General features: G+C 37.2%; 29 protein-coding genes and 1 pseudogene. 27 read left to right on the plus strand and 3 right to left on the minus strand.

Annotated elements, in window-relative coordinates; genetic code table 11:
- The first annotated feature begins 48 nt into the window (after positions 1-48).
- The 18 genes from A5883_RS18290 to A5883_RS18375 all read left to right on the plus strand — a co-directional run bounded on the left by A5883_RS18290 (position 49) and on the right by A5883_RS18375 (position 17,414).
- Entirely contained in the window at positions 49-414 is a 366-nt protein-coding gene (locus A5883_RS18290; RefSeq protein WP_086339303.1) for a hypothetical protein, read from the plus strand.
- Positions 415-416: 2 nt separating this feature from the next.
- The gene (locus A5883_RS18295; RefSeq protein ID WP_086339304.1) at positions 417-2,987 is read left to right on the plus strand and encodes a type IV secretory system conjugative DNA transfer family protein; all 2,571 of its coding nucleotides are present in this window, start codon (positions 417-419) and stop codon (positions 2,985-2,987) included.
- Between the two features lie 7 nt (positions 2,988-2,994).
- Entirely contained in the window at positions 2,995-4,998 is a 2,004-nt protein-coding gene (locus tag A5883_RS18300) for a pLS20_p028 family conjugation system transmembrane protein (RefSeq protein WP_086339305.1), read from the plus strand.
- A 141-nt stretch (positions 4,999-5,139) separates the two neighbouring features.
- Positions 5,140-5,424 carry a hypothetical protein gene (locus A5883_RS18305; protein WP_086339306.1) on the plus strand — a complete coding sequence of 95 codons (285 nt, stop codon included), beginning with the start codon at positions 5,140-5,142 and terminating at the stop codon, positions 5,422-5,424.
- Between the two features lie 97 nt (positions 5,425-5,521).
- Complete coding sequence (locus tag A5883_RS18310) at positions 5,522-5,866, plus strand: DUF5592 family protein (RefSeq protein WP_086339307.1); 345 nt, start codon at positions 5,522-5,524, stop codon at positions 5,864-5,866.
- The gene (locus A5883_RS18315; RefSeq protein ID WP_086339308.1) at positions 5,850-8,348 is read left to right on the plus strand and encodes an ATP-binding protein; all 2,499 of its coding nucleotides are present in this window, start codon (positions 5,850-5,852) and stop codon (positions 8,346-8,348) included. Before A5883_RS18310 ends, A5883_RS18315 begins: the two co-directional genes overlap by 17 nt.
- Positions 8,349-8,368: 20 nt before the next feature.
- On the plus strand, positions 8,369-9,271 hold the full coding sequence (locus A5883_RS18320; RefSeq protein WP_086339309.1) for a hypothetical protein: 903 nt from the start codon (positions 8,369-8,371) through the stop codon (positions 9,269-9,271).
- Positions 9,272-10,315: 1,044 nt separating this feature from the next.
- A complete protein-coding gene (locus tag A5883_RS18325) occupies positions 10,316-10,519 on the plus strand; it encodes a hypothetical protein (RefSeq protein ID WP_086339310.1) in 204 nt (67 codons plus the stop codon).
- Between the two features lie 38 nt (positions 10,520-10,557).
- A complete protein-coding gene (locus A5883_RS18330) occupies positions 10,558-10,938 on the plus strand; it encodes a hypothetical protein (protein WP_086339311.1) in 381 nt (126 codons plus the stop codon).
- Complete coding sequence (gene mobP2, locus A5883_RS18335) at positions 10,935-12,881, plus strand: MobP2 family relaxase (protein ID WP_086339312.1); 1,947 nt, start codon at positions 10,935-10,937, stop codon at positions 12,879-12,881. Before A5883_RS18330 ends, mobP2 begins: the two co-directional genes overlap by 4 nt.
- Positions 12,882-12,917: 36 nt before the next feature.
- Complete coding sequence (locus A5883_RS18340) at positions 12,918-14,027, plus strand: glucosaminidase domain-containing protein (RefSeq protein ID WP_086339313.1); 1,110 nt, start codon at positions 12,918-12,920, stop codon at positions 14,025-14,027.
- 21 nt (positions 14,028-14,048) lie between these two features.
- Positions 14,049-14,348: an ASCH/PUA domain-containing protein gene (locus A5883_RS18345; protein WP_086339314.1), complete on the plus strand. Its 300-nt coding sequence runs from the start codon at positions 14,049-14,051 to the stop codon at positions 14,346-14,348.
- A gap of 56 nt (positions 14,349-14,404) precedes the next feature.
- Entirely contained in the window at positions 14,405-14,887 is a 483-nt protein-coding gene (locus tag A5883_RS19635) for an EF0163 family protein (protein WP_254907907.1), read from the plus strand.
- A 67-nt stretch (positions 14,888-14,954) separates the two neighbouring features.
- Positions 14,955-15,713: a Fic family protein gene (locus A5883_RS18355; RefSeq protein WP_086339315.1), complete on the plus strand. Its 759-nt coding sequence runs from the start codon at positions 14,955-14,957 to the stop codon at positions 15,711-15,713.
- Between the two features lie 80 nt (positions 15,714-15,793).
- Positions 15,794-15,982 (plus strand): type II toxin-antitoxin system HicA family toxin, encoded by a 189-nt coding sequence (locus tag A5883_RS18360; protein WP_176324034.1) that lies wholly within the window; start codon positions 15,794-15,796, stop codon positions 15,980-15,982.
- A gap of 32 nt (positions 15,983-16,014) precedes the next feature.
- Entirely contained in the window at positions 16,015-16,401 is a 387-nt protein-coding gene (locus tag A5883_RS18365) for a type II toxin-antitoxin system HicB family antitoxin (RefSeq protein WP_086339316.1), read from the plus strand.
- A 165-nt stretch (positions 16,402-16,566) separates the two neighbouring features.
- Entirely contained in the window at positions 16,567-16,821 is a 255-nt protein-coding gene (locus tag A5883_RS19770; RefSeq protein WP_086339317.1) for a BRCT domain-containing protein, read from the plus strand.
- Between the two features lie 14 nt (positions 16,822-16,835).
- Complete coding sequence (locus tag A5883_RS18375; RefSeq protein ID WP_086339400.1) at positions 16,836-17,414, plus strand: recombinase family protein; 579 nt, start codon at positions 16,836-16,838, stop codon at positions 17,412-17,414.
- Between the two features lie 5 nt (positions 17,415-17,419).
- On the opposite strand, the gene A5883_RS18380 is transcribed toward A5883_RS18375, so the two are convergent.
- From A5883_RS18380 to A5883_RS19330, 3 genes are read right to left on the minus strand one after another with little or no spacing between them, the layout of a single operon-like run.
- A complete protein-coding gene (locus tag A5883_RS18380) occupies positions 17,420-17,968 on the minus strand; it encodes a hypothetical protein (RefSeq protein ID WP_086339318.1) in 549 nt (182 codons plus the stop codon).
- A gap of 55 nt (positions 17,969-18,023) precedes the next feature.
- Complete coding sequence (locus tag A5883_RS18385; RefSeq protein ID WP_254907908.1) at positions 18,024-18,314, minus strand: hypothetical protein; 291 nt, start codon at positions 18,312-18,314, stop codon at positions 18,024-18,026.
- 51 nt (positions 18,315-18,365) lie between these two features.
- Entirely contained in the window at positions 18,366-18,713 is a 348-nt protein-coding gene (locus A5883_RS19330; protein ID WP_176324023.1) for a hypothetical protein, read from the minus strand.
- 609 nt (positions 18,714-19,322) lie between these two features.
- On the opposite strand from A5883_RS19330, the gene A5883_RS18395 reads away from it, so the two are divergent.
- The 9 genes and pseudogenes from A5883_RS18395 to A5883_RS18435 all read left to right on the plus strand — a co-directional run bounded on the left by A5883_RS18395 (position 19,323) and on the right by A5883_RS18435 (position 23,406).
- Positions 19,323-19,613 carry a hypothetical protein gene (locus A5883_RS18395; RefSeq protein WP_086339319.1) on the plus strand — a complete coding sequence of 97 codons (291 nt, stop codon included), beginning with the start codon at positions 19,323-19,325 and terminating at the stop codon, positions 19,611-19,613.
- On the plus strand, positions 19,588-19,845 hold the full coding sequence (locus A5883_RS18400) for a hypothetical protein (protein WP_086339320.1): 258 nt from the start codon (positions 19,588-19,590) through the stop codon (positions 19,843-19,845). Before A5883_RS18395 ends, A5883_RS18400 begins: the two co-directional genes overlap by 26 nt.
- 139 nt (positions 19,846-19,984) lie before the next feature.
- Complete coding sequence (locus A5883_RS19335) at positions 19,985-20,227, plus strand: hypothetical protein (protein WP_086339321.1); 243 nt, start codon at positions 19,985-19,987, stop codon at positions 20,225-20,227.
- A gap of 280 nt (positions 20,228-20,507) precedes the next feature.
- Complete coding sequence (locus A5883_RS18410) at positions 20,508-20,699, plus strand: hypothetical protein (protein WP_086339322.1); 192 nt, start codon at positions 20,508-20,510, stop codon at positions 20,697-20,699.
- Between the two features lie 83 nt (positions 20,700-20,782).
- Positions 20,783-21,199 (plus strand): ParA family protein, encoded by a 417-nt coding sequence (locus tag A5883_RS18415; RefSeq protein WP_176324035.1) that lies wholly within the window; start codon positions 20,783-20,785, stop codon positions 21,197-21,199.
- 314 nt (positions 21,200-21,513) lie between these two features.
- Positions 21,514-21,726, plus strand: coding sequence for a hypothetical protein (locus tag A5883_RS18420; RefSeq protein ID WP_086339323.1), 213 nt, complete (start codon positions 21,514-21,516; stop codon positions 21,724-21,726).
- 79 nt (positions 21,727-21,805) lie between these two features.
- A pseudogene (locus A5883_RS18425) lies at positions 21,806-22,173 on the plus strand (IS607 family transposase); the annotation flags it as partial.
- Between the two features lie 161 nt (positions 22,174-22,334).
- Positions 22,335-22,946 (plus strand): RNA-guided endonuclease InsQ/TnpB family protein, encoded by a 612-nt coding sequence (locus tag A5883_RS18430; protein ID WP_254907909.1) that lies wholly within the window; start codon positions 22,335-22,337, stop codon positions 22,944-22,946.
- 259 nt (positions 22,947-23,205) lie between these two features.
- Complete coding sequence (locus tag A5883_RS18435) at positions 23,206-23,406, plus strand: hypothetical protein (RefSeq protein WP_086339324.1); 201 nt, start codon at positions 23,206-23,208, stop codon at positions 23,404-23,406.
- The last annotated feature ends 1 nt before the right edge of the window (position 23,407 follow it).

Genomic DNA, 23,407 nt, shown 5'->3' on the forward strand with positions numbered 1-23,407 from the left:
AAAGAAGATCTTCAATGGCTCCGATTTAAAACAAGGACAAAAAAAGTTGTGATTCATCAAGATCGCCATTTTCCCCCTCATTTTCCAGATCGTTTGTTTGAATCCACTCAACTAGTCTATCAGATTCCTTATTCCTGTTTTCAATTAAAGGTTTGTTTTTCAGACCGTTCTTCTGAAGAGGCATTAAAAGCGATAGGGCCTTGTTTTTTGAATATATTTTGTAGTGTTGTTTTTTGCGGGTTTTCTCTCTACGGTCTATTTATGGAACAACGAATCTTGGCTTACGGTGCAATTATTTGTATGAGTGTGGCTCTTTTCTTTGGGGAGAGACGTCACTTTGTTTTGTTATGTAAAAAGCTGTGGCTTATTCAAAAACAATGGTGGAAGACATTGATTGATAGAGGAGAAGGTTAGAAATGGTTCGATGGAAATGGAGAAAACAGCATCAAGATCTTGTTGGATCTCGGTTTTGGCGTGATCCAACTCGTCGTCCGTATAAACATATTGAGCGTTATCTTGGGCAAAAACGTGTGCTTTATCCCCTTTTAGGGGTACTTCTTGTTCTATTTTTACTGGTTGGAAATCTCATTCTTTCGATTCCGGAACTTTTTGTCGCGGTGTTTCCTGAAGGATTAACCAAACCTGGAAAATGGGACAATCTTTTTCAGTGGCGGTTCTTTTTGAGAATACCTCAAACTCCGACTCAATGGGGAGGATATGTCCTAGTGTTGTTTGTTTTAGGAGGGATTATTGGATTTAAACTTTATCGGATGTCAAAGAGCTTTATGCCGTTAGAAGATACGTTGACGGCCGCAACTTCTCGTTGGGCAGATGGGAGAAGTGAATTGGATTATCAATATAAGACGATGGCAACCGATGCATTGACAACCTATAATGGACCATCGGGGATGGTTGTTGGTACGTCACCTCGAACCAAAGAAGATAAGAAACATAACCGGGTTCGGGAATATATTGCTAATGAACCCAGTAATACGTGTATTGTTGGAGAAACACGTGTTGGGAAGGGCGTATTTGGTGTTGAAAAAGCGATTGATGGTTTTAGTCGAACGAATGATTTGCAAGAAAAACAATCGATGGTCATTCATGATCCCTCGGGTGAATTGTATCTAAAATGGAAAAAACTATTAGAGGAACGGCAGTATGTCGTGTATTTATTGAATCTGAATGATACGGCGATTTCTGATACGATGAATCCTTTGACATTGGTGGTTCATTACTATAAGCAGTATTTATTTGGTCAATCACAAGTGATTCGAGATCGAGGATTAGACCAAGCCCAGGCGGAACTTGCGACATTATGTTATATGTATTTTCACGATCCAAATGCTAAAGAACCTATTTGGCAAGATGCCGCGTCTGCGTTATTTACCGCTGGCTGCTTGGCATTGATTGAAGAAAGTTTATTGTTGGAAAACGAAGAATTGGCCAATATCTATACGATTGTAACGATGATTGCGGAAATGAATAGCGATCGTATTACAGACATGAACCATCCGATATTACAAGCTTATGCACCGATAGTAAATGATAGAAAGCGTCTATGGATCAAATATAAAGATAAATCTGTTTTGGATTTCTATTTTCAGGAGTTACCGGATGATCATCCGGCTCATTTAGCGTATTTAGATATTTTGGCTTCTGCGCCTGCGAAAATAACGATTGGGAATGTTGTGACGCATTTGTTAACGCGTTTAAAAGCTTTCCGGCGAACTGGGAATGCAAAATTGATGGCTCAAAACTCCATCAATTATATGAATCTAGGTTACGGGAAAAAGCCAGTAGCTGTTTTTGTGGTAGTATCTGATCAGGATAAATCAAATCATGAAATTGCGGCTAGTTTTTTTGATCAAAGCTTTAAAGAATTAATGAAAGCTGGCCTAAAAGAAGTGAATCGAAAGCTACCTAGAAAAGTGGTTTATCTTTATGAGGAAGCAGGAAACATGGTGAAAATTCCTGAGTTGGCAACAAAAATGACGGATGGTTTAAAGGTAGGAATGAGGCATGTGATTGTTTTGCAAAATTATGAGCAGTTGGATAAATATGGCGCAGATGCCAATACTATTTTATCGAATTGCGGAAATACGATTGTCATTAAAACAAAATCCAAAAAAACACGAGAAATGATTGTAGAGGATTTAGGAAATCGCGCAAATCTTGCCCTTTCGAGGCAGGGGAAGGTAGCAGCTTCAGAGAAGTTGCTTACAGATTCGATGGAACGAATTCCTATGTTAACAAAAGATGAATTATTGCGGTTGCCGTTTGGAGAAACTGTGGTTATTCGAAGTGTCAAAACACATGATTTAGCTGGCAACGTGATCAAGAATATGTATCCTATTTATAATCATGGGGAAACACGCATGATCGAAACATGGAAGTATCTCCCTTACCAAGAATATGTTAGTACGTGGGAAGAAATTGAGCAAGAGTATCACAACGCACCTCATACAACCATTCAGTTGAATAAGTTGTTGTACTTGCTGAATCCGTTGCTCATTAAAGAAAAAGAAGAACGACGGAAGGCACTTTTATCTAGTGAAAAATATTCTGCCTCTGATAAAACCATTGTTTCTTCTACATCATTAAAAGAAGTTCCTAAGAACATGAAGTGTACAAAAGAAACACCCAAAAGGATGGAATCAGATGATGGAAGTGTTCAAAAAGATACAAATCATACAAAGATAACAGAGTTAGATGAATGGTTTGATCAATTTCTTCCTGTGAATCAGCAAGAGCAATTCGTGTTTGATCGATTATCTTATTATTCAGTGAAAGATATGGAACAAATCATTGCTCGATGTTCATTAACACAGGAGGAAACAGAACGTCTCCAAGAAGAATTTAAGCAAATTTATCAAAAGGAAACATTTAAAAGATTGAAAGCGTGGTTAGGGAATGAGGGAAGAGAATGGATTTATGGACAATTCATTGAAATACTTGAAAAACGTGGACTGATGGAGGAGGAATGACGGATAAATGTTTGGAGATCAAAAACCATCGGAAGCTTCTCTGTTGGAGTTGTTAGATACTTATTCTGATTATTTGACGCAAGGGAATCCACTTTGGGATTTTTTACGACCAATTGGGATGAAGATCGCAGAAGGCGGTGCATGGCTCATTGATGGATTATATGGTGTAATGGGTGATTTGCTAAAACTATTAACGATTTTTGACAATGAATCTTTTGTGGCATTGTTAGATAAAATTGAACCACTTAAGTGGTTTTTGTTCACGCTGGCACTTGTCGGCTTTTTTGTTTTACTTATGTTTAGTCGCGCAAAAGATACTGCGCAAGCACCGTTAAATTTATTACTTGTTTTATGTATGACCCTTTTGTTGCCTTCTTTGTGGCAGACAGCTTCTACAGCAACACAGGCGATCTTTACTGAAATTCATACGGTTGAACAAAGTCCTGGAGAACAAATTATTTTAGAGAATACAACAGATATGAAATTAGTTGCTGAAAAAGGCTGGAAGCTAAAAAAAGGTGAGACACAAAACAATTATAAGCATGCACGTCAAATTGATATGAAGGAAAAACTAGAACAACCAGATGAGATAGATAATGGCGAAGCACTGAAGCAACGCTTAGTGACAGATACCAATGGAAACGATCAATTAGAGGAGATTCAACAGCCAGGTGGGATTGCAAAAGAATTGGTAAAGAGCATCTATTCACCTTTTTATTATCGCAATCACGTACGTTTTTTTAATATTTATTTAACTATGCTGGTCTCCATTGTTGCATTAGGAATTTCCTCTTTTAAATTTGCGATTATTATTATCAAAATGTATGGTGATTATGTCTTGTTGTTAAAAGGTGGATTTGCGGATTTTATGGGGTTACAGAGAGTAAAAGCGATCGTTTCTGAATTGGTTGGAAGTTTTGCTTTACTGGTCTATATTCCTATTTTATTTCAAATTTATATCATTTCAACAGTTGTTATTAAATCGATGAATTTTAACTTTTTTTCTTACATTATTGCTATGGCAGGTGCAGCATGGGCATTAATTGATGGACCGAATGGTTTTCAGCGTGTAACAGGTATTGATGCTGGATTGCGTGTAACAGCAGGTGTATTAATGACAGCTCTAGGAAGTTCTAGTTTAGTGAAAGGCGCGACTCATTTAGGAACAACGATTGCAAAATCAGCTGGTGGCGCATTGGCAGATGTTGGTGCTTTTGGACTAGGAATGTCTTTTGCAAATACAGACTCGACACATGCCAATCGATCAATGAAAGGGGTTAATCAACAGGAAAAAGAAGCTGCTAATGGTTCACATGAAGGAAATGAAAGAAAAGGATTCAATGAACAAGTGCGTGAAAAAGAGCAAGATCAAAAACAAGGGATACACAATGAGTCGATGAATCAACAAGATGTATCGAAGAAAGGGACAGAAAGTAATGGTCAAGAAAATCCATCAATGGATGATTCTAATCACAAGATGTCTTCAGAAGAGAATCTAGTGGAACCAACTGTACAAACAGAGCCTGAGAATATGTTTGATCAAACGGAGCCAATAAACAAGGCGGATGAACGGAGCCAGTCGGAAATGTTCAATCAACCAAATATTCCAGAAGCGGAAAATGGACAAGAATATTTAGCGGATTCGAATTCATCGGTTTCCTCCGCGCAAGATAAAGTGGATGATTTTTCAGGAAGTACCGGGGAAAGACCAACTGAGGAAGAGGAGCTTTCGAGATCATTGGATGATGAACGTCAATCGAATAAAATTGGGCAACAATTAGTTGAACATAAAAAATCAAATCCATTGAAAAAAGCTGCAAAAGACAAAATATTCGGGTATTCTAAAGAAGATCCACGTCGTTATCAACCGAAACCAACATTTCGTGAAAAACGTCGTGATGCGTTTGATTTAGGAAAAAATTATCGTGCGTATCGTGATACAAAAAGAGAATTGATGCATCAAAAGAAAAAAATTGGTAAAAAAAGTACAGCTGAAAAGAGAGAAAAATAAAAGGATGAAATTGTTCGTATATTTCGATCTCAGGCGTTTGAATGAATCAACGAAGAATCCAGTCGGAAATGTTTTTAAAGCCTCGGAGAAAGCGATTCTCGGGGCTTTTTTGTAATAATGGTTTCAAAAAGGAGGGTTTTCATGGAAATCGTACAAGGAAACTATTATAAGGAAAAGTTATCAAATCATTTATACAAAGCAATTGGCAACCAGCCATTACCTGATGAGTATAGGGATGAGGAAAGTGATGCGTTTTATAAAGATTATTCCTATTTTTTTGTGGTTGATCCAAAAGAAACTGATTTAAAAAAGCTCATGTTTCTTGATTATGTAGACACTAAAAAATTAGATTTAGTTCCTGCGACAAAAAAGGAAGTAGCGTTCTATAAAGCAATAGAACTCATACTTCAAAATCAAGAAATATAAATAGTATAAAATCATTCTTCACTAAAAGGATTCACACCATCAACTTTAAAAAAAGATGCATGTTATTTCAAAATAAACACTACAAGAGGTGGTAAGTATGTTTACGCGTCCGAATCGAATTACAGATACTACTCGATTTGGTGGGATTTATACCATGGTTGATGTATTGATCTTACTAGTTGTTGTTCTTTATGGATTTGGAACAATTAGTGAGTATATCTATCCGCCATTACGTTTGAGTTTCAAGATATGTTTAGGTGTTGTCGTTTTATTTTGGATGTTGCCCTCACCGATGAAACCAGGACAAAAGAATATTACGACACTGATTGATTTATTGAAAAAAGATCAGACGGTCTATGCACCAGATACGATTTATTCTTCCCAAGAGGAAGCTTTTTTCAGTAGTAAGGAGGAAAAACGATCGAATGCCACTGATAATTGACGACACATTACAAAAAGAAGAAAAACAAAAAAGAAAGAAGAAAAAAGTATATGAGCGGATTCCGAACAGTGTCTTAAAGATGATGAATCACATTGCTTTTCTTGAAGAGGATTGTATTACGACACGCCAAGGATTTACAGATTATGTATTGTTAGAAAATCATCCGATTCGAAAAGAAGCTCCCGCCATTCAACAACAAGGCATTCAAAGTTATGTTGATTTTTTTCGAGGAGTTACGTCAGATATTAAACTGATTTTTATGGGCTATTCTGCAGATACGACGCATCAAATTGAAACAATTTTTGAACGGTTTCCTAAGGATGGCAATGCTTGTTTACGCCAACAGAGAGATCATAAGGTTTGGGAATTAGAAAAGTCGCAGAGTATTTTGGAAGATATTGTTTATGTCCAATTTTTTGGTGATACCAGAGAAGAATTGGAACAGGTGCGTTCAGAAATCATGAATGGGACGAGTAAAATGATTCGAATTCATCCAATAACGGTTTCCCAGAAAAAAAGTTTGTTATATCAATTGTATAATTTAGGCGAGCAACCACCTGTTTTTGATGATTCATTGTCTGATCCAGATCTTTTGAATCACGCGGGAGAAGATCGGAAATTTATGAGTGAGATCATGCCACAAACAGGAATCAGTTCGAAAGGGAATTGGTTTACGAAAACAGGTAGTGGCTATATTGGTGTGTCTCATTTGTATCGTTATGCAAAAAAAGAACATTTTTATTGGGGAGAACAAGTGTTTCGCCAACCGGGGGCGCTCACAACAGTGGATATTTCTCATCGAGGATTAACAAAAATAAGAAAAGAATTAAATCGTTCAATTGGTGATAACGAAGATAATATCCGCAAAGGTTTGACACGAGATGCACAGATGAAAGCACAGATTGAATATCAATTATTATCTGAATTGCTGGAATCGATGATTACTAGTAATGAGAGTGTCAAAGAAACGACAACAAGGTATTATCTTTCAGGAAAAACAAAAGAACTTGTTTGGGAGAAACAAGAAAGCATCAATCAACAACTTTCTCCTAGAGGTTACAAGACCTCTTTCTTTTTGGGGGAAGAGAATACCGAATTGTTGGCGTTGTATTGTTCCCATAAAGAACAAAAACAAATGAAAAATCGCCAAGGAAAAGAACTGACAACAACGGATTTGGGTGCTAGTTATCCATTAAATCATAGTCAACTGATCGATCCACGAGGGCTTTATTTTGGCAGAACCTTTACAGGTGGCTTGGTTATTTTGGATCTGTGGCATAAAGATTATACACGGCTTTCTTATAATTTTGTTTTAATTGGTTTGCCTGGTTCAGGGAAAAGCTCGACGTTGAAAAAAATAGGCAGTCATAATCATTTGTTAGGAAACTACACGTATTATTTCATGGCCAATGCAGAAAATGATCGCTTCATGAACGCTTATGGTGGGGTTTCAATTGATGCATCTGGTCGAGATGGAACAGTTAATCCGTTTCAAATTTTTGCGACAGTCATTCATGAGTTAACAGGAGAAATTGATGAGCAAGAAAGCTACAACGTTAGTAAAAACAAAATCAAAACGATTTATAGTAATATCTATGGTCAGAACGATCCTGACCTGAATCATGGATTAGATAAATACATCGATGTATTTTACCAAGAATGGTTTTCTACGCACGATATGGTATTGGAAAAAGCAACACAATATGCGAATGATGCCTATCCTTTATTAGAGGATTTTGCTTTGTTTATTCAAGAGAAACTTTATGATGGGCAAGGACAGGTGCGTTCAGAGTTATCCTCTTTTGAAGCGAATCGTTTGGATAAAATGGATACAGTAAACCAGGCTATGTTAAATTCAGATCCACAAATTTTTAATCGTCCAACCTCATTGCAATTGGGCGATTATTATTCGGTTTCTTTTGATTTAGGTAGTCTGTTAAACAAAGGGAAAGCAGTTTTTAATGCACAGTTTTATAATCTGCTTTTTTTGGTTTGGAATCTGTCAATGACACGAGGGATGCGAGAAAAATATTTTGTAGATAATCATCTAAAACGACCAGATGAAGCGATTCGTTCGTTGTTGATTATTGATGAATTTCATAATATTACTCGTCAAGAAAATATGGATGCGATTGATCTGTTGGACCGCTATGAACGTGAAGCACGTAAAGCGTTTGGTGGATTGGGGCTTGCGACTCATGATATCTCTGATCTTTTTTCTGAGGGGGCATCTGATTCTTTTCGTGATAAAGTACGAAAGCTATTGAAGCTATCCACCTATATTTTTGTGATGCAGCAGGATCCAAGTTCACAAGAAGAATTGCGACGCTCTTTTAAAGAGACGTTACGGGCGAGTGAATTGGAACAAATTCCCCATTTAAAACAAGGGGAGACGATTTTGGCTATTAAAGGAAAGGGAAATCTACAATTGAAGATTGATTTATCGAAAGAGGAGATTGAGTTATTTACTGGTGGTCATTAAGAAGTGAAAGGAACAAATAAATGAAGCAAAAACTGACGAAGGGATGGAAAAAAATTCGTCTTTTCTTTCTAGAATATGCGGATCTTTTTTATCGCATTGCTTTATTTTTTACCGTTTGTTTAGGTATGTTTTTTGCCATTCCATCCTTTTTATTTGGAACAGAAAAAGATTTAGCTGATACGCCAATTGGTGTTAATTACCGTCTTCAATTAGATGATCTGACACTCACTCAATTGGAACGAGGATATAATGAGAAGTTACATTATGCAGAGATTTTGTTAAAAGTAGATGGTCGAATGCCAGAAGGAGGAGAGTTGAAAATGCTTGCGTCTGAGTCCAAAACAGAACAAAAAATTGTGCATCAATTGATTCCATTAACCGAAAAATATTACTTGATTCAATTGAAACAAATTCCTTCTAATTGGAAATCAATTGTGATAGATATCGGGATTGTTTCACCAACAAATCCGAACTTTGAACCAAAATCGATCGATGATTTGTTTGAAACTTACGGACAAAAAAGGAATGCGCAAAATGAAGAAACGGTACAAGATGCATTGTTTATGAGTCGTAGGAAAGTACCGATAGATGCACAAGCCAAACCACAAAACAAAGCGAATTATTTAGCAAAAGCACTTGGATTACAGATCAATGAATCTCAAAAATTGATTCAAGAAAATCAAGCGTTGATCCGTCAAAGAGAACAAGCCATTGAGGAATTGGAAAAAGAAATTCGTGCATTAGAAGCAGAAAGAAAATACGAAACACAGACAGAAATGGAAGAAACCAATCAGGTGATCCAGGATCGAAAAATGGACATTCAAGCCCATCAAGTGACGATTTTAGAAGCGGAGAAAAACAATCAAGAGTTAGAGGAAAAGATCAAAAAAGTGAAGCAACAGATTCATGATTTTTCGAAATAGGAGTGACAGTTTTAGATAAAATGACAGATGTCATCAAATAAAAATGACGGTCGTTTTTTATTTGGATAATAAAAATGACGATTGTTATCAAACGAAAAGTCGTTCATTGTTTTTCATCTGAGGAATAAAAACGACAATGGTTATTTAATGAAATGTGTCAGATGTTTTTGCGTCTGGTTGATAAAAACGACAAGTGTTATCGAATAAAACGGCGGACTTACTTTTTACAAGAGGATAAAAAGTGTTGAGATTGTGTTTTTGTACAACGAGCGAAAACGTGCGGCATGTTTTGTCAAAAAAGGGTCGATGTTTTTTCAAAATCGCCCTTAAAATAGCCGTCACCTATTGGGTGATTTCGTCACCTATTGGGTGATTTTCGTCACCTATTGGGTGATTTCGTCACCTACTGGGTGATTTTCGTCACCTACTGGGTGATTCTGTCACCTAATCGGTGAAAACAGCGATTTTTGGGGGTACCTCGAAAAGCCCGACACTGTCGGGTTGGGGGCTATTTAGCCCCCCCTTTTCGTCTTATGCTCTTGCATTTGTGAGTGAAAATCACAGTTAAAAATGGAAAAAAAAGAGAGTTTTTTGAGGAAGATAAAAAACGTGTGCGGTGTTTTGATTGATAGAGGAAAAAATCAAGGCGAATGTTTTGAGAAAGAAAGTGTCATGTTTTTTTGAAAAATCGTTCAAACGTTGGCTCTGTTTTTTCAAGTCGAACGAAAAACGATGCGCATCAGTCGTTCAACTAGTTGAAATTGTTTTTTAGGAAATAGAGAAAAACAATACGAATGTTTCGACCAACTATTCGGGAATATTTTTGAGAGAATAGAGAAAACAAGCAATTTTTTTTGTCGAAATATGGAAGGAAAAATACAAAACCGGTGATAGAAAATAATGAAAAAAAGAACTGATTGATAAACAAGAGGAAAGGATCGAATTCAACACATTATGAAGACATTAAAACTAAAAAACATAAGTGAATCTGATTGGATACTGTTCAAAGAGTTTTGTAAGAAGTCAGGGAAAAGTCGAACAAACATGATTGAAACATTTATTCGTGATGCGGGGCGTTTTGAGTTGATCGTGAGTACGGAATTACGCATGAAGGCAATCATTGATGATGTGATCGCACATTTGGATTTAAACACGCAAGCGTATTTGATGAATGTGGCTCAAGGAAATTTGTCGTTAGTGGAAGATATGGTAAAAGTTGTGGAAGAAGAAAATGAGAAAATAAAGTGATGTTTTATTGTATAGATTAAAAGAATGGAGTGAGTTAGATGGTAAAATTTTCAGTTAGTACCAACCAACAAACAGAAGAATTATTGGATAAGTTATTACAAACGATTGGCGGAAAGAAGATCGATGTCATTAATCTTTTAGCTGATCGCTTTCTACGATTGGAAAAAGAAAATCAAGAGTTGAAAGAACAATTGGATGAAGAACGAGCGTTGCGAAAAAGTTTATTTCGGAACATCGAATATAAGGTAGATGTGCTTTATGAAGTAGAAAATACTCGCTTACATGTAGAGCCGTTGCCAGAATTAAAACGTTCAAGTGAAGCTCCGTCTGGTTTGTTTAAAGAAATCGAAAACTATTTGGATACGCAGAAAGCGCAAACGATCTTTCATCAATTAGAGAAGAGAGTGTCTGAATCATGAGTAGCCCCGGAATCATCATGACAGGGAAGTTTGCACGACCAGGATCGTCTGCTTTCCAATCTTATTTGGATTACATGGATCGAGAAGAAGCAGTTCGAAATGAAGCATACAGTTTCTACTCCGCATTTACAAACACCCAAGGAACGAGTGCAACTTATCAAGGAGATGAAGAAGAAACATTAGAAGGCTACATTCATTATATGGAAAATCCAATCAAAACGTCTCGATTGTTTTCAAAAGAGAGTGATTGTTTGACAAAAGAAGAGCTCAAAGAAATGAAACAACAATTTACACTAGCGTCTCAAAATGGCAGTCCAATGTGGCAAGATGTTTTTTCATTTGATAATCAATGGCTAGTCCAACATGGGTACCTTGATGCAAAAACAAATCAGTTGAAAGAAGAAAACATTCATTGTGCGGTTCGCTTGGCAATGGCTACAATGCTTGAACAAGAAAAGATGTCTGCTTCTGCGATTTGGACTGCATCGATTCACTATAATACAGATAACATTCACGTGCATGTCGCTACAGTAGAGCCGCAGCCAACAAGAAAATGGAAAACAGTGATTGACTTTGAGACTGGAGAAAAAAGGGTCGAAAGAAAAGGCTACCGTTCAAAAAAAACGATTCGAAAGATGAAATCTTCTTTTGCCAATCAATTGTTAGGTCTTCAAAAAGAACGAGCACAAATCGATGTATTAAAACGTGTGATGATTGAAGGGATGCGTTCGCAACAAGGAAAACAACAGTTGCATGAAAGACGAGAAGCACTTGTTCAACTTGCGGAAAAACTTCCTGTACAAAAAGGGTATCAAAAATATGGTTATGCAGAAAAATATGGCTTTAAAAAAGAGTTGGATACAATCATTGATTCGTTTCTTTCGAAAAATTATTCTGAGTTGTATCAAGAAATAGTCGATCGCCAAACACGTATTCAATCGGAGGAAGAAGCCGCATTTGGCGAAGGTCGGAATAGTTCGGAGAATAAATTGCATACGTTATATACCCGATTGGGGAATGCTATTTTGAAAGAAATGCAAGCAATGGATCTTGCGCCAAAAAGAAGACAAGTTAACGGTCGCTTGAATGAACGATTAATGGAAGACAGACAAGGCAATCATGTATTGAAACATAAAAAGGAATCCTCTGAAGCGTTTCAACGGGCACTTGAAAGAATTGTGAATAATCCTGCGCAACATCGAAAAAATGAGCCACCTGTTTTAGAAAGTTTATCTTCCTATATTCGTTTAGAAGAACAGGAAATTCAAAAGCTTGAGCAATTCGCAGAAGAACAAGCTGATCAGAAAGAAAAATTGAAGCAATACTTGAAACAAGGTGTAGGGGAAAAACAATCACTAAAACAAGTATCTGGTGAAGAAATCAATCTTCCACCAGCGATGAAAAACATACTGGAAAGTTTTTCGGAAGCACCAACGCTTTCTGATGATGAACGAGAGAAACAGATAGAGCAATTTGTGGAAGAACGCTTATCAAATGAACGATCGATTTCTGATTATCAGATTGAATTTGTTAAAACCATGAAAGAGGCTGTTCGAAAGATTGAAAGGAATCCTTTTCAACATAAAGAAAAGGAGCCACCGACAAAAGAAGAATGGTCAAGATATTTCAAAACAATACAATCAACGATTTCTAATCAAGATTCATACGAAAAATTATTTGAAGAGCAGCCTAAAGAATTAAAATCTATTTATCAGGAATTGAAAAAAGAATCAAAAAGGAATGGTCTTAATAAAACGACTCAATTGCAGAAAAGAAAACCAACACTTACACAAAAGCAACGAATGAAGTTGCAAAAAGAGTGGCAAAAGGAAATAGAACGTCGAAAACAATTTTATCGCTTGCGACGGACACTAAGAGATCAGACACAACAATGGCAAAATGAGCAGTTTTATGAACGAAACATTTTGGATTTTTCTATTTAAGATGGTTTTTACTTTGCGATTTTAGGGGGGAAATCAATGAAAGGGAAACTTTTGATAGTGGTGTCTGCTTTTCTTCTCCTGTGTTTTCCACTCCTTTTTTTCTGTACGTGGTTTGTTCAACTTGTTTCTTTTGTTGGCAGCCAAGAAGAAACCACTGTGTTTGCGGATGGCGTATATACAGGTGTTTATACGGAAGACTTACCGATATTTACAGAAATCAAAGGTCGAGGACCGATCAGCGACGAACACGCACAAGCAGCCGTAGGTACGGCGGTGAAATATCGTTTATTGCCTAGTGTGATCTTGTCTCAATTGGGTTGGGAATCCGCTTATGGGAAATCTGCCTCTGGCCGAAATGATACCAACTTCTTTGGCATTACCTGGTTTCCTGGTTGTACCTATCCGCAAGGATCCGCACGAGGGATTGGCGGGGCAGAAGGTGGGCATTATATGAAGTTCCCGAATCTGAAAGCCTGTTATAGCTACTACGGATGGATGGTTGCGACACAAAATAATTTCAATCAATGTGTCGGTAACAAATATCCGGGTAGTTGTCTATTAATCTTAGGTCGTGGCGGCTATGCGGCGGCAGGGATCACAGAAGGCAGTGCGTACTATCAAGGGGCAATGAGTATTATCAAATCGTACAATTTGACCGAATATGATGATTTTGCGATCAAGCATTGGAATACATTACCGATAACTAGTTCTTCGTTGATTGCAGGAAAAAGCAAAGGCAACGCAAAAGTATTAGACAGTGTGATCGGGCAATCAGTAAACAATGGCGAGTGTTATGGTGGTACAGCGTGGTATGTGTCTAAATTAGGCGGACCGCAATTGATGGGATCGGGTCATATGTACGCTATGTACATTGGAGAGGATTATAATTGGTCTTCCTATGGTTGGCAAGTAATCATGAACCCTAAGCCGAGTGATTTACAAGCAGGGGATGTGATCAACTGGCAAGCAGGTGGCGCCTTGTCTCCAGGAATTTGGGGACATACAGGCATTATCACGAATGTTTCAAACGGCGGACAACATTTCTCAACAGTAGAACAAAATGCCGAGCAAGGTCGTATTATGGCGCGGTATCAACGTACCTATAATCAAACGAAAATTCGAAGCTTGGTTCGTAAGGTCAAATAAAAGAAAGGAGTAGCTGGAACAATGGTACATGAGTTAAAGATTCTCCCTGAATTTTTCGAAGCAGTAACAAGCGGTGAAAAGCAGTTTGAGATCCGTAAAAATGACCGAAATTTTCAGGTAGGCGATTTAGTGATTTTACGTGAATGGATCCAAGGGACATACACAGGTAGTAGTTATTATGCATGTATTACCTATGTCACTGCTTTTGGTCAGCCGTCTGGTCAAGTGGTGTTTGGGTTTCGACCGGTTGTGAATGAATGGATACGAGCAGGTTTAGATGATCGGATGACGGCAGGAAGAAGTTGTGGGAAATCTTTTTAAGATTTTTAAATTTTTTTGTAAAAAAAAGGCAGGTGAATAAAGTTGTGAGAAAAGGAATGAGGTTAGTCGTTAGTTGTTTGTGTTTGATTGGGCTTTCTGGTTGTGGTTGGTTTTCTCCTGAAGAGAAAGAAACAACAGCTACGGTGATAGAAGAAACAACTGAGGATTTCATGAGTGAAACGCAAGCAAGTGATTTAGAAGAACCAAGCCAAGAAACAATAAAAAGTTTTTTAAAAGATTTTGGTAAAAAATGGAGTAATTTCACGGATGTGTACAAACGCAATCAATCAGTCCGAGAATACATGACGGAGCGTTGTATTCAAGACAATGGTATCGATGTAGACCCGCATGTACAAGCAGAGACAAATGGACGAATCTATCAGATAACACAAGATATGGAACAACTTGACCACTATTTATTGTTTGGGGAAGAAACAATGAATGATGTTACTCGTTTGATTGTATTGCAGGTGAAAGTAATCCCTAACGAACCAAAAATCGATCAATTGAAGGTGTATTATGTACGAAGTGCGTATTAGAAAATGAGGGGACAGGTTGTTTCGTGATATACTGTTGTTAGGAAAATGAAATAAGGAGGAATATTTCATGTCAGGCTATTACTCAGATGAATATACTATTGCAAGAAGTCAATTTGAAAACCAACAGTTTTCGTCGGAATATTTAGATGATATTTTGGTTCGATTAGCGCATCATTCTAGTGCGATTGAAGGGAATACGATTTCGTTGCCTCAGACTATTTCCATTCTTTTACACAATACGGTTTCAGAACGTACATCGTTGAGAGAATTGTATGAAGTTGAAAATCACCGAGGGGCGTTTGCTTTATTGTTAGATCGTCTCCAAGAAGGACAAGAAGTATCTGTGCCTCTTATTAAAGAATTACACGAGCGGTTAATGGATAAATTAATTATCGATCGAGGCCGCTTTAAAACAAATGAAAATGCGATTGTTGGTGCGAATTTCGAAACAGCAGGACCAGCAGAAACGCCGTTTTTGATGCAACAACTCGTAGATAATTTAAACTTTCGTTTGGGGATTGCGACAAGCGAAGAAGAGCAGTTAGAAGCAATTTTAGAGACACATATTCAATTTGAACGGATCCATCCTTTCAGCGATGGAAATGGACGAACAGGCCGAGTGGTCATGAATTATTCGTTAATCAAAGAAGGATTTCCACCTTTTATTATTCAGTCGGAAGATAAAGGGGAGTATTTAGAGTATTTAGCCAATCAAGACATGAAGGGATTTACCCTTTATGCATTGGAACAGCTGGAAAAAGAAGAAAAACGTCAGGAAAAATTTATTGAAAAAGAACGTGTGAAAGACCAAGAATTTAACCTATAAATTCTTTAAAAGTTTAATATTCTAACTCTTCTCAATACGCCCTGTACGTGTTATAATAGTCTTGTCAGGAGGTAGTGCGCATGCCTATGACAATACGCGAGGCAGAGAAACTACTCAAAGAAGCCGGGTTCAGAGAAGTGAAGGGTGGGAAAGGTTCTCATAGAAAATTTGTGAAAGAGAACTTTCCCAGACCGATTATTTTAACGAGCCATTCGAAAGAGTTATCAAAAAGAGTAGAAGAATCTGTTCGAAAAGCAGTGGGCTTATAAGCCCACTGTCCTTTGAAAGGGAGGGAAGTAGTTTGAAGAAAGTTTATCCGGCTATTTTTGAAAAAGATCCTGTTGGCTATAGTATTTTTTTTCCAGATATTGAGGGAGCAGTTACGCAATGTGAGAATGTTTCAGAAGGCTTAGAAATTGCTTCAGATGCTCTAGGGATTATGTTAGGAGATCTAGTTGAAAAAAATCAACTATTGCCAGTACCAACTCCTATAAATGCTTTATCTCTTGATTTAGATAAACAATTTGCGACGTTGGTATCTGTTGAATTGAACGATTATTTAAAAGGAGATCAGCTTGATAAGAAAACCATTAAAATTCCTCATTGGCTGAACGTTCGAGCAATGAATGCAAAAATTAATTTTTCTAAAACAATGGCAGAGGCCTTAGAAAAGAAATTAAATCTATAATTAAGTAGTGGGTTAGAAAAAGTTCAGTAGCGTATACGCTATTGAACTTTTTTGAGTTGTTGATAAACTAGTCTTTTTTAGTGTTCATTAGACTTGTTCAAAATAGAGGTGGTTTATGTGAGAACAGAAGTAGAATTTGTCGTTTTTACAGGAAGTCTGAGTTCCATGACGAGAAAACGAGCACAGGCGCTTGTGACGGGTGTGGGTTGGAACGTACAATATACGGTAACAAAACAAACAACACTACTTGTGGTTGGTTCTCATCAAACAAAATTGATGGATTCTTTGGATCAGTCAAGAAAAAAGTTAACGTCTTTAGCATTACAACGAGAGGGACAAAACATACAGTTCCTAAGCGAGAAAGAATTTTTAGGGAAAATAAAGCAGTGTGTGGAGCAGCTTTATCAGAGTTGTCTATGAAAGTGGGAAATAAAATGAGTAGGATCGGTTATGCACGTGTCAGTAGCAAAGAACAGAATTTAAATAGGCAATTAGAAGCGTTACAGAACGTCTCTAAAATCTTTTCAGACAAAATAAGCGGACAATCTATCGAACGGCCACAATTAAACGCCTTGTTAGCCTATATTCGAGAAGGGGATATTGTTGTTGTGACGGAATTAGATCGATTAGGACGCAACAATAAAGAGCTTACGATGATTATGAATGTCATTCAACAAAAGGGAGCGACCTTAGAAGTGTTAAATTTGCCTTCTATGACTGGCATTGAAGACGAGAATTTGAGAAGGTTAATTAATAATCTAGTGATTGAATTGTATAAGTATCAAGCAGAATCTGAGAGAAAACGAATCAAAGAACGTCAGGCACAAGGGATAGCGATTGCAAAACAGCAGGGAAGGTTTAAGGGGCGCAAACCCAAATATACGCTAGAAGATGAACGTCTTCAGCATGCCTTTGCGCTTTATGATCAAGGCTTCACAGAAGCAGCAATTGCACGAAGAACCGGCATTAATCGAACAACTTTTCGAAGATATCGAGAAAAACGGGGAAAGTGAAGCAATCACTGTATTTGGTAATTTTGATAGATTTCGTGAAATTCATTCGTTAATTGTTTGAGTAATTGTTGTTGTAAAAAGCAATTGTTTTGAATTTGTAATTCAGGGTAGCCATCAATGGCTTGATTTTGTTCGTTGTAACGTGTGATTGCACGGTGGTATTCTCGATCTAGAAGATAAAAGGCATCTTGGCCGAATTGTTCGACGGTACAAAGCTTTTGGTTTTTTAGTTGATCAGTGTAGATATTCGCAAAGTGTTCTGCGGACATCAGATTCGTTTCATGGGGCGCAAAAAGATGTTCTTTCTTAAGAATATTTTGTGTCAAGCATTGAGAGAGATAGCGATAATCCGGCTCTCTTTGGTAAGTTACTTCAAATTGATCATACAACAAGGTGATTTTTTGTTTTTCAGCGTTTAGGTATTGGCGCTCTTTTGGGTAAAAGGTATCAATGGCATACATTTTTTTGATGGCGCCTTCGAACAATTCCATGTAATGAGAAACAAATTCTTCTTTTTCAATGGGTTCTCCAAAAGGAGTAAGATCTGTAAACATGAGGCATTTTCCTTTCTCTCAAGGGAAGAAAGCTTCCCTTGAGTATGTGATTGATTTACTTCGTCATTTTTACGGGCTTAATAACAAGATCTCCGGTCTGTTTGGCAATAAGTGTAGGCAAGATCTTTTGTAACCATTGTTGGTTCGGTACCTGGTCTAGAAAATTACCGATGGTTGTTAAAAGTAAGGTATCGCTTGTATGTTCGACTAAATAAACCGATTGAAATGGGCTTAACCCAGCGACATAATTGACAATATTTTCATTCGTTTGTTCAAAAGAGCCTAAATAGTCGTGAGTATTCCGGTCATAACAATCGACCATTGAACAGGTTTTTCTTTTTGTCATGGAAATTGCTCCTTCGGTGTTTTATTTGAACTAAGAGGGAAAAGATCCCTCTTAGTAATAACTGCTTTCATAAACCGGTTGTCCGTCATAGCGGTAAAACGTATCCCAACTGTGATTGCCGTAGAGTTCATTTGGATGGTTCGGGTTGATTCGTTTTTGGACAATGCTGTCTTTGGTTCTTGCGAGTGGATAATCAATAAATTCATTTGGTATTGGCATTGTTTCGCCACTCATAGAAGTATATGTTTTGACAGTCTGCTTTTTTAATGGTCGAAACCAAGCGGTTTTTTCCGTTAATTTCACGATTTGCCAAAAAGTAACATTCGTTTGTTCATAGCCCCAGGAGCTATAAAAGATGTCTCCAACTTGGTACGGTGTGTTTTTTGTTTGTGTGTTCATGGTGATTCCTCCTAAAAAAATATTTTTTTGATACCTTTGGGATTTGTGCCTCCCCCTCCTACCTTTTCGGTGGAGTAAGTTGGCTGGGGTGTTAGGGGCAAAGCCCCTAAGGCCTTGATTGGTGTGACTTCCATAGTCAGCTGTGTAATCAAGAAAAAAGGATTCTGTTGTCAAAGATCAAAAGTGAAAATTCAGAGTAGATTTTCTTTTCGTGCGTCGGTCGTTTGGCATAACCGGCTCGAAAACATGTTCTGACTGCTGGAAAGGGTCAGCGAAAAAATGGAAAAAATCGTGGGGTTCTATTTTTTCTATTTTTGGTCCAAAATTTTCCTAAAATTTTGGCGCTGATACAATTTCCCCTTGGAAGCAGGCAGGTTATGTTTTAGGTTATACTAGTCAAATGACTGAGGAACGAATTAGAAAATCTTCTGAAATTTCGCTTCTTTGACAACAGAAGCACTTGATCCCATTTACAGCTGGAAAGGCACATCCATTCAGGCGCTTAGGCGACTGAAACACAAAACAAGTCTGTTTCTAAGAAAGAAAAGAGGAAGAAGAATGTTGAAGTTACTAAACTGTAAATAAAAGAAAAGAAGAGGAGGAAATGAGATGCATATATCAAGCAATCGTCGTTGTTATAACAGCTATCATGTCCCGTTTGAGACACTGGCCTATGCCAGCTGGCCGCCAACCTATGTGACGTGTGATTGCGGCAATTTAGCGAAACATATCGTTCGTTTTCGGCTTTTAGAGGGTGGTGCACCGCATTTTCAAGACACGTTTATTTGGAAATGCGAGGAGTGTGGGGCATGTTACCGGCAAAGAAAAGGAACCTTTGATTTTGAACGAGTGGAAGAAAAGAGGGAAAAGGAAGATGGCGAAAAAGGAACCACAAATTGAATGTTATATACTAGGCCAGCGTAACGAGCATGGCATGATTGAGTGGTTGATTGATGATCTGGTGTATGATTGGCGGGAGTTGGATCACTATTTGTCACAAGCGGGCTATCTCTGTGACTATGTAGATGGCGAGTGTTGGAAGTATCGCTTAAAAATCTCAAATCAGATTGACTTTTATATTCGCAAAATTCTGATCCCGCAAGAAAGAAAAAACAAAAAAACGACTACTTGAAAAAGTAGCCGCTGGGTTGGCAAAGTGTGTATTTGTGAGATATAGGATTTGCTAAGAAAAGCATACCAAAGAAATAAAAGCAGGAATTGAAAGGATTTCTGTTTTTTTACGGAAAGAACGATATGAGAGGGTGAAAGAGATGAGGCACGTAGCTAAAGAAACAAAGAAAGATCGATTAAAAATCGGCTTACTGCGTTCTCTTTGTCAGAAACAACCAGAGTTGCTTATTGTTGAATTATCTGAGTTGGTTGAAGCACCGATAGAGAAAACGTTTATTTGGATCAAAGCGTATGATTTACCGTATCATTGGAAATATAAACACTGGAAGGAGTGGGAAGCAAATGTCGAGAGAAGAAAAAATCATGTGCATTCTTCAGAATAGTGGATTGACGTATGAAGAACTAGAGCGACTGTCTACTGAGCAATTGGATGATCTAATACAAACATATGTGGAACATAAAAAGGTTTATAAGATAAATTATATATGAAAAAAATAAGAAAAAAAAGTCTGTTTTTTCTTCTAAATCTATGTCAACCTCTGCTTGTGAAGGTTGTTACAAGGCGGAAAGGAGTAAAACAAAAAACGGGAAAAACTTAGCTTTGGGAACAACAAAAATAAATCCTAAATTATATATAAATACTATTCATAGGAGGCAATGCACATGTCAAAAATATTAAAACTTTTTTCTGTGTTGAGTGTCTTGTTAATGGGATTTAGTGTATTCGTGAGTGCTGGAATAAGTGTGTATGCGGCTGAAGTAGCAGAAGAAAAAATCAATGAATCTCATGAATGTTTACAACCTGAAACGATTTATCAAGATAGCGAGGGAAATAATTTACTCGTAACGAAGTAATTGTACAAAAAGGAACTATCGATCCGAGGATTTAAGAAGCAGCGAAACTCTCGCGACTGTTTCGAAAACAAGAAGTGTTTTCGATGGCTGTTCGGGACAACTTATCTCTTGTTTGTGGGTCGCCAGAGCTGGAACAAGTCAATACGGAACTTGTGTCTCGATGGAATAATGCACTGGTCTTTGTGAGTTATTTGCGCCAGTACCAAACTTTTGACGACTATGTGCATGTGGTGATTTATACTCGCAATGATAGCAATTTCACCACGAATAATCTATTGGTGGTTTCTGATTTGGTTTTAGGGGTTTCTGATCCGAGTGTGGATGGGTTTGAAGCATTAATGAACCTAGACGAGCATGTGTCCTTTTTGGCAGGAGAATTGCGGGATCTGTTCACGGGAGATAGCTATGTGCGGGCTAAAGTGGCATTTTTAGGGAATAAAGTTGCTCATAATACTGATGTTTCTCGTCAGTTCAAACAGGTGATTGCAGAAAAGCCATAATTCTTAGGGATCTTTAGGCTTGAACGGTGTTTGATGAAGGAGGATTGTAACAAAAAAATAGTGCTGGATTTATTTGAGAAAGTAAAGTACCAACAAGAGAAATATCGGTCCTTTTGTCAAGAGATTATGTCGATATTTGAAGCGATCAAAGCAACGATTGACACTGTGGAAAACCAGTGCTTGACCTATACTTGAAAATGTAAAATCTATACTAATTAAATAGTGACTAGAAAATGGTCGTAAAGAAAGGATTGAAAAAAAGAGGAAATGTGGTGTATGCTAAAAAATAAAAGGAATGAAAGAGGGAGTCGGAAATGAAACAATTATGTATCGGTCAAGTAATCACTGCCACAACGGTTCATGGGAAGGTATTTACTGGAACAGTGACAGGATTGAATGAACGAACGGTTGTTTTAAGTAACGAGGATTCTTTAGAACGTGTAGTGGTGTCTGAAAAAGAATTACAGAAACAGGGATTGACTTGGAAAAAGCCGAACCGCAAACGGTCGTTATCCGTCGGAGGGTAAAAGGAATGAATCAGGAATATTTGGCTTTTTACCGGTACATTGTCGAGTATGACTTAGGGTCAAGCATTTGTACACGCATTGGGATAAAAAAGAGGAATTGAAACCTGTTCATGTTTCACAAGGTGGTACTCGTTATTATTCTGAAGAGCAACATAATCAATTTTTAGGAATCGCTGGAAGAAAGAAACCTAAACGAATAACTATTGCCTATTGTAGAGTAAGTTCAAACAAAAAGATGACTTAGAACGTCAGATTGAGAATGTGAAAATCTACATGATTGCACGAGGTTATCAATTTGATATTATTCAAGATATCGGAAGTGGGATTAACTACAATAAAAAAGGGGTAAATCTGTTGATAGATAGAATTATTAACGGAGAAATCGAAAAGGTGGTTATTCTATATAAAGATCGGTTAATTTGTTTTGGTTATGAGCATATTGAAAACCACGCTTTAAATCAAAAAAGAAGTCGAAACCAGCTTTTATAATGACAATATCAAGCTGAAAGTAAAACATAAAACAGTGTTACTTGAAAAAATTGGTTGAGTAAAAACAAGTGAACAGCTCCCAATGAATACCAAATATTTCAATTCACGAATTAGTTTTGATGGAAAGTATTGGTATGTTTCAGTTGGTATCGATGAAGTGCAATCAGCGTGGTGAAACATTGGAAATTGACCTCGGTATCAAAGACTTAGAGATTATATCTAATGGTAAAGTCTACAAAAATATTAATAAAACGGGAAAAGTAAGAAAGATTGAGAAACGATTACGTCGGTTACAGCGTAATGTCTCTCGAAAATACGAAATGAATAAAGAGGGGAACCGATTTGTCAAAACATGTAACATCTATAAATTAGAAAAAGCAATTCGTCATATCCATCGAAAACTAAGAAATATTTGCCGGAGCCGCATCCATCAAACAACAACGGAGATAGTGAAAACCAAACCATCAAAAATCGTTGTTGGAACGTTGAATGTAAAGGGAATGATGAAAAATAAGCACTTAGCTAAATCAGTTGCACAACAAAAATTCTATAAGTTTAAACGTCAACTACAGTATAAATGCGAAGATTATGGCATTGAATTAGTAGAAGCAGATAAATTCTATCTAAGTTCAAAACTATGTCATGAATGCGGCTATATGAAAGTAGATTTGAAATTATCTGAACACATTTATCATTGTGAAGAATGTGGTTATACAGCAGATAGATTATAATGCAAGTTTAAATTTAGCGAGTTATATTGCGTAATCTACGAGTTTCTACTGAAATAGAAACGTAGATATGTAGGATTCGTTGTATCCGAATTAACGCCTGTGGAGTGTTAAAGTAATCGAGAGTAGCGAGTAAGTGGCAAAATCGGATACGTAGAAACAGGAAATAAACATAAATCTGACAATTTTTATAGTTGGTTAGAAATATTTATAGATTTTTGGAAACGGTATTATTCAATTGATTGCCTCAGAGAAACGAACCATGAAAGCGATTTTCTTGCAAGAACACCAGAACGCCTTTGCGTTGCATGAATGCTTAAAAGGACAGTCTTTGTGTGGATTTGAACAGGTGGATGAAACAGAAGACGGCATAACCAAGGGAGCTATACGCTTTCAAACCGATCGAGGGGAAGTCAAAGAATATGTCAATTGGCTTAAAAAAAGCCCCCTAGACAAACGCTAGG

The sequence above is a fragment of the Enterococcus sp. 5B3_DIV0040 genome, assembly GCF_002140755.1.
In the GTDB taxonomy this organism is placed as follows: domain Bacteria; phylum Bacillota; class Bacilli; order Lactobacillales; family Enterococcaceae; genus Enterococcus_D; species Enterococcus_D casseliflavus.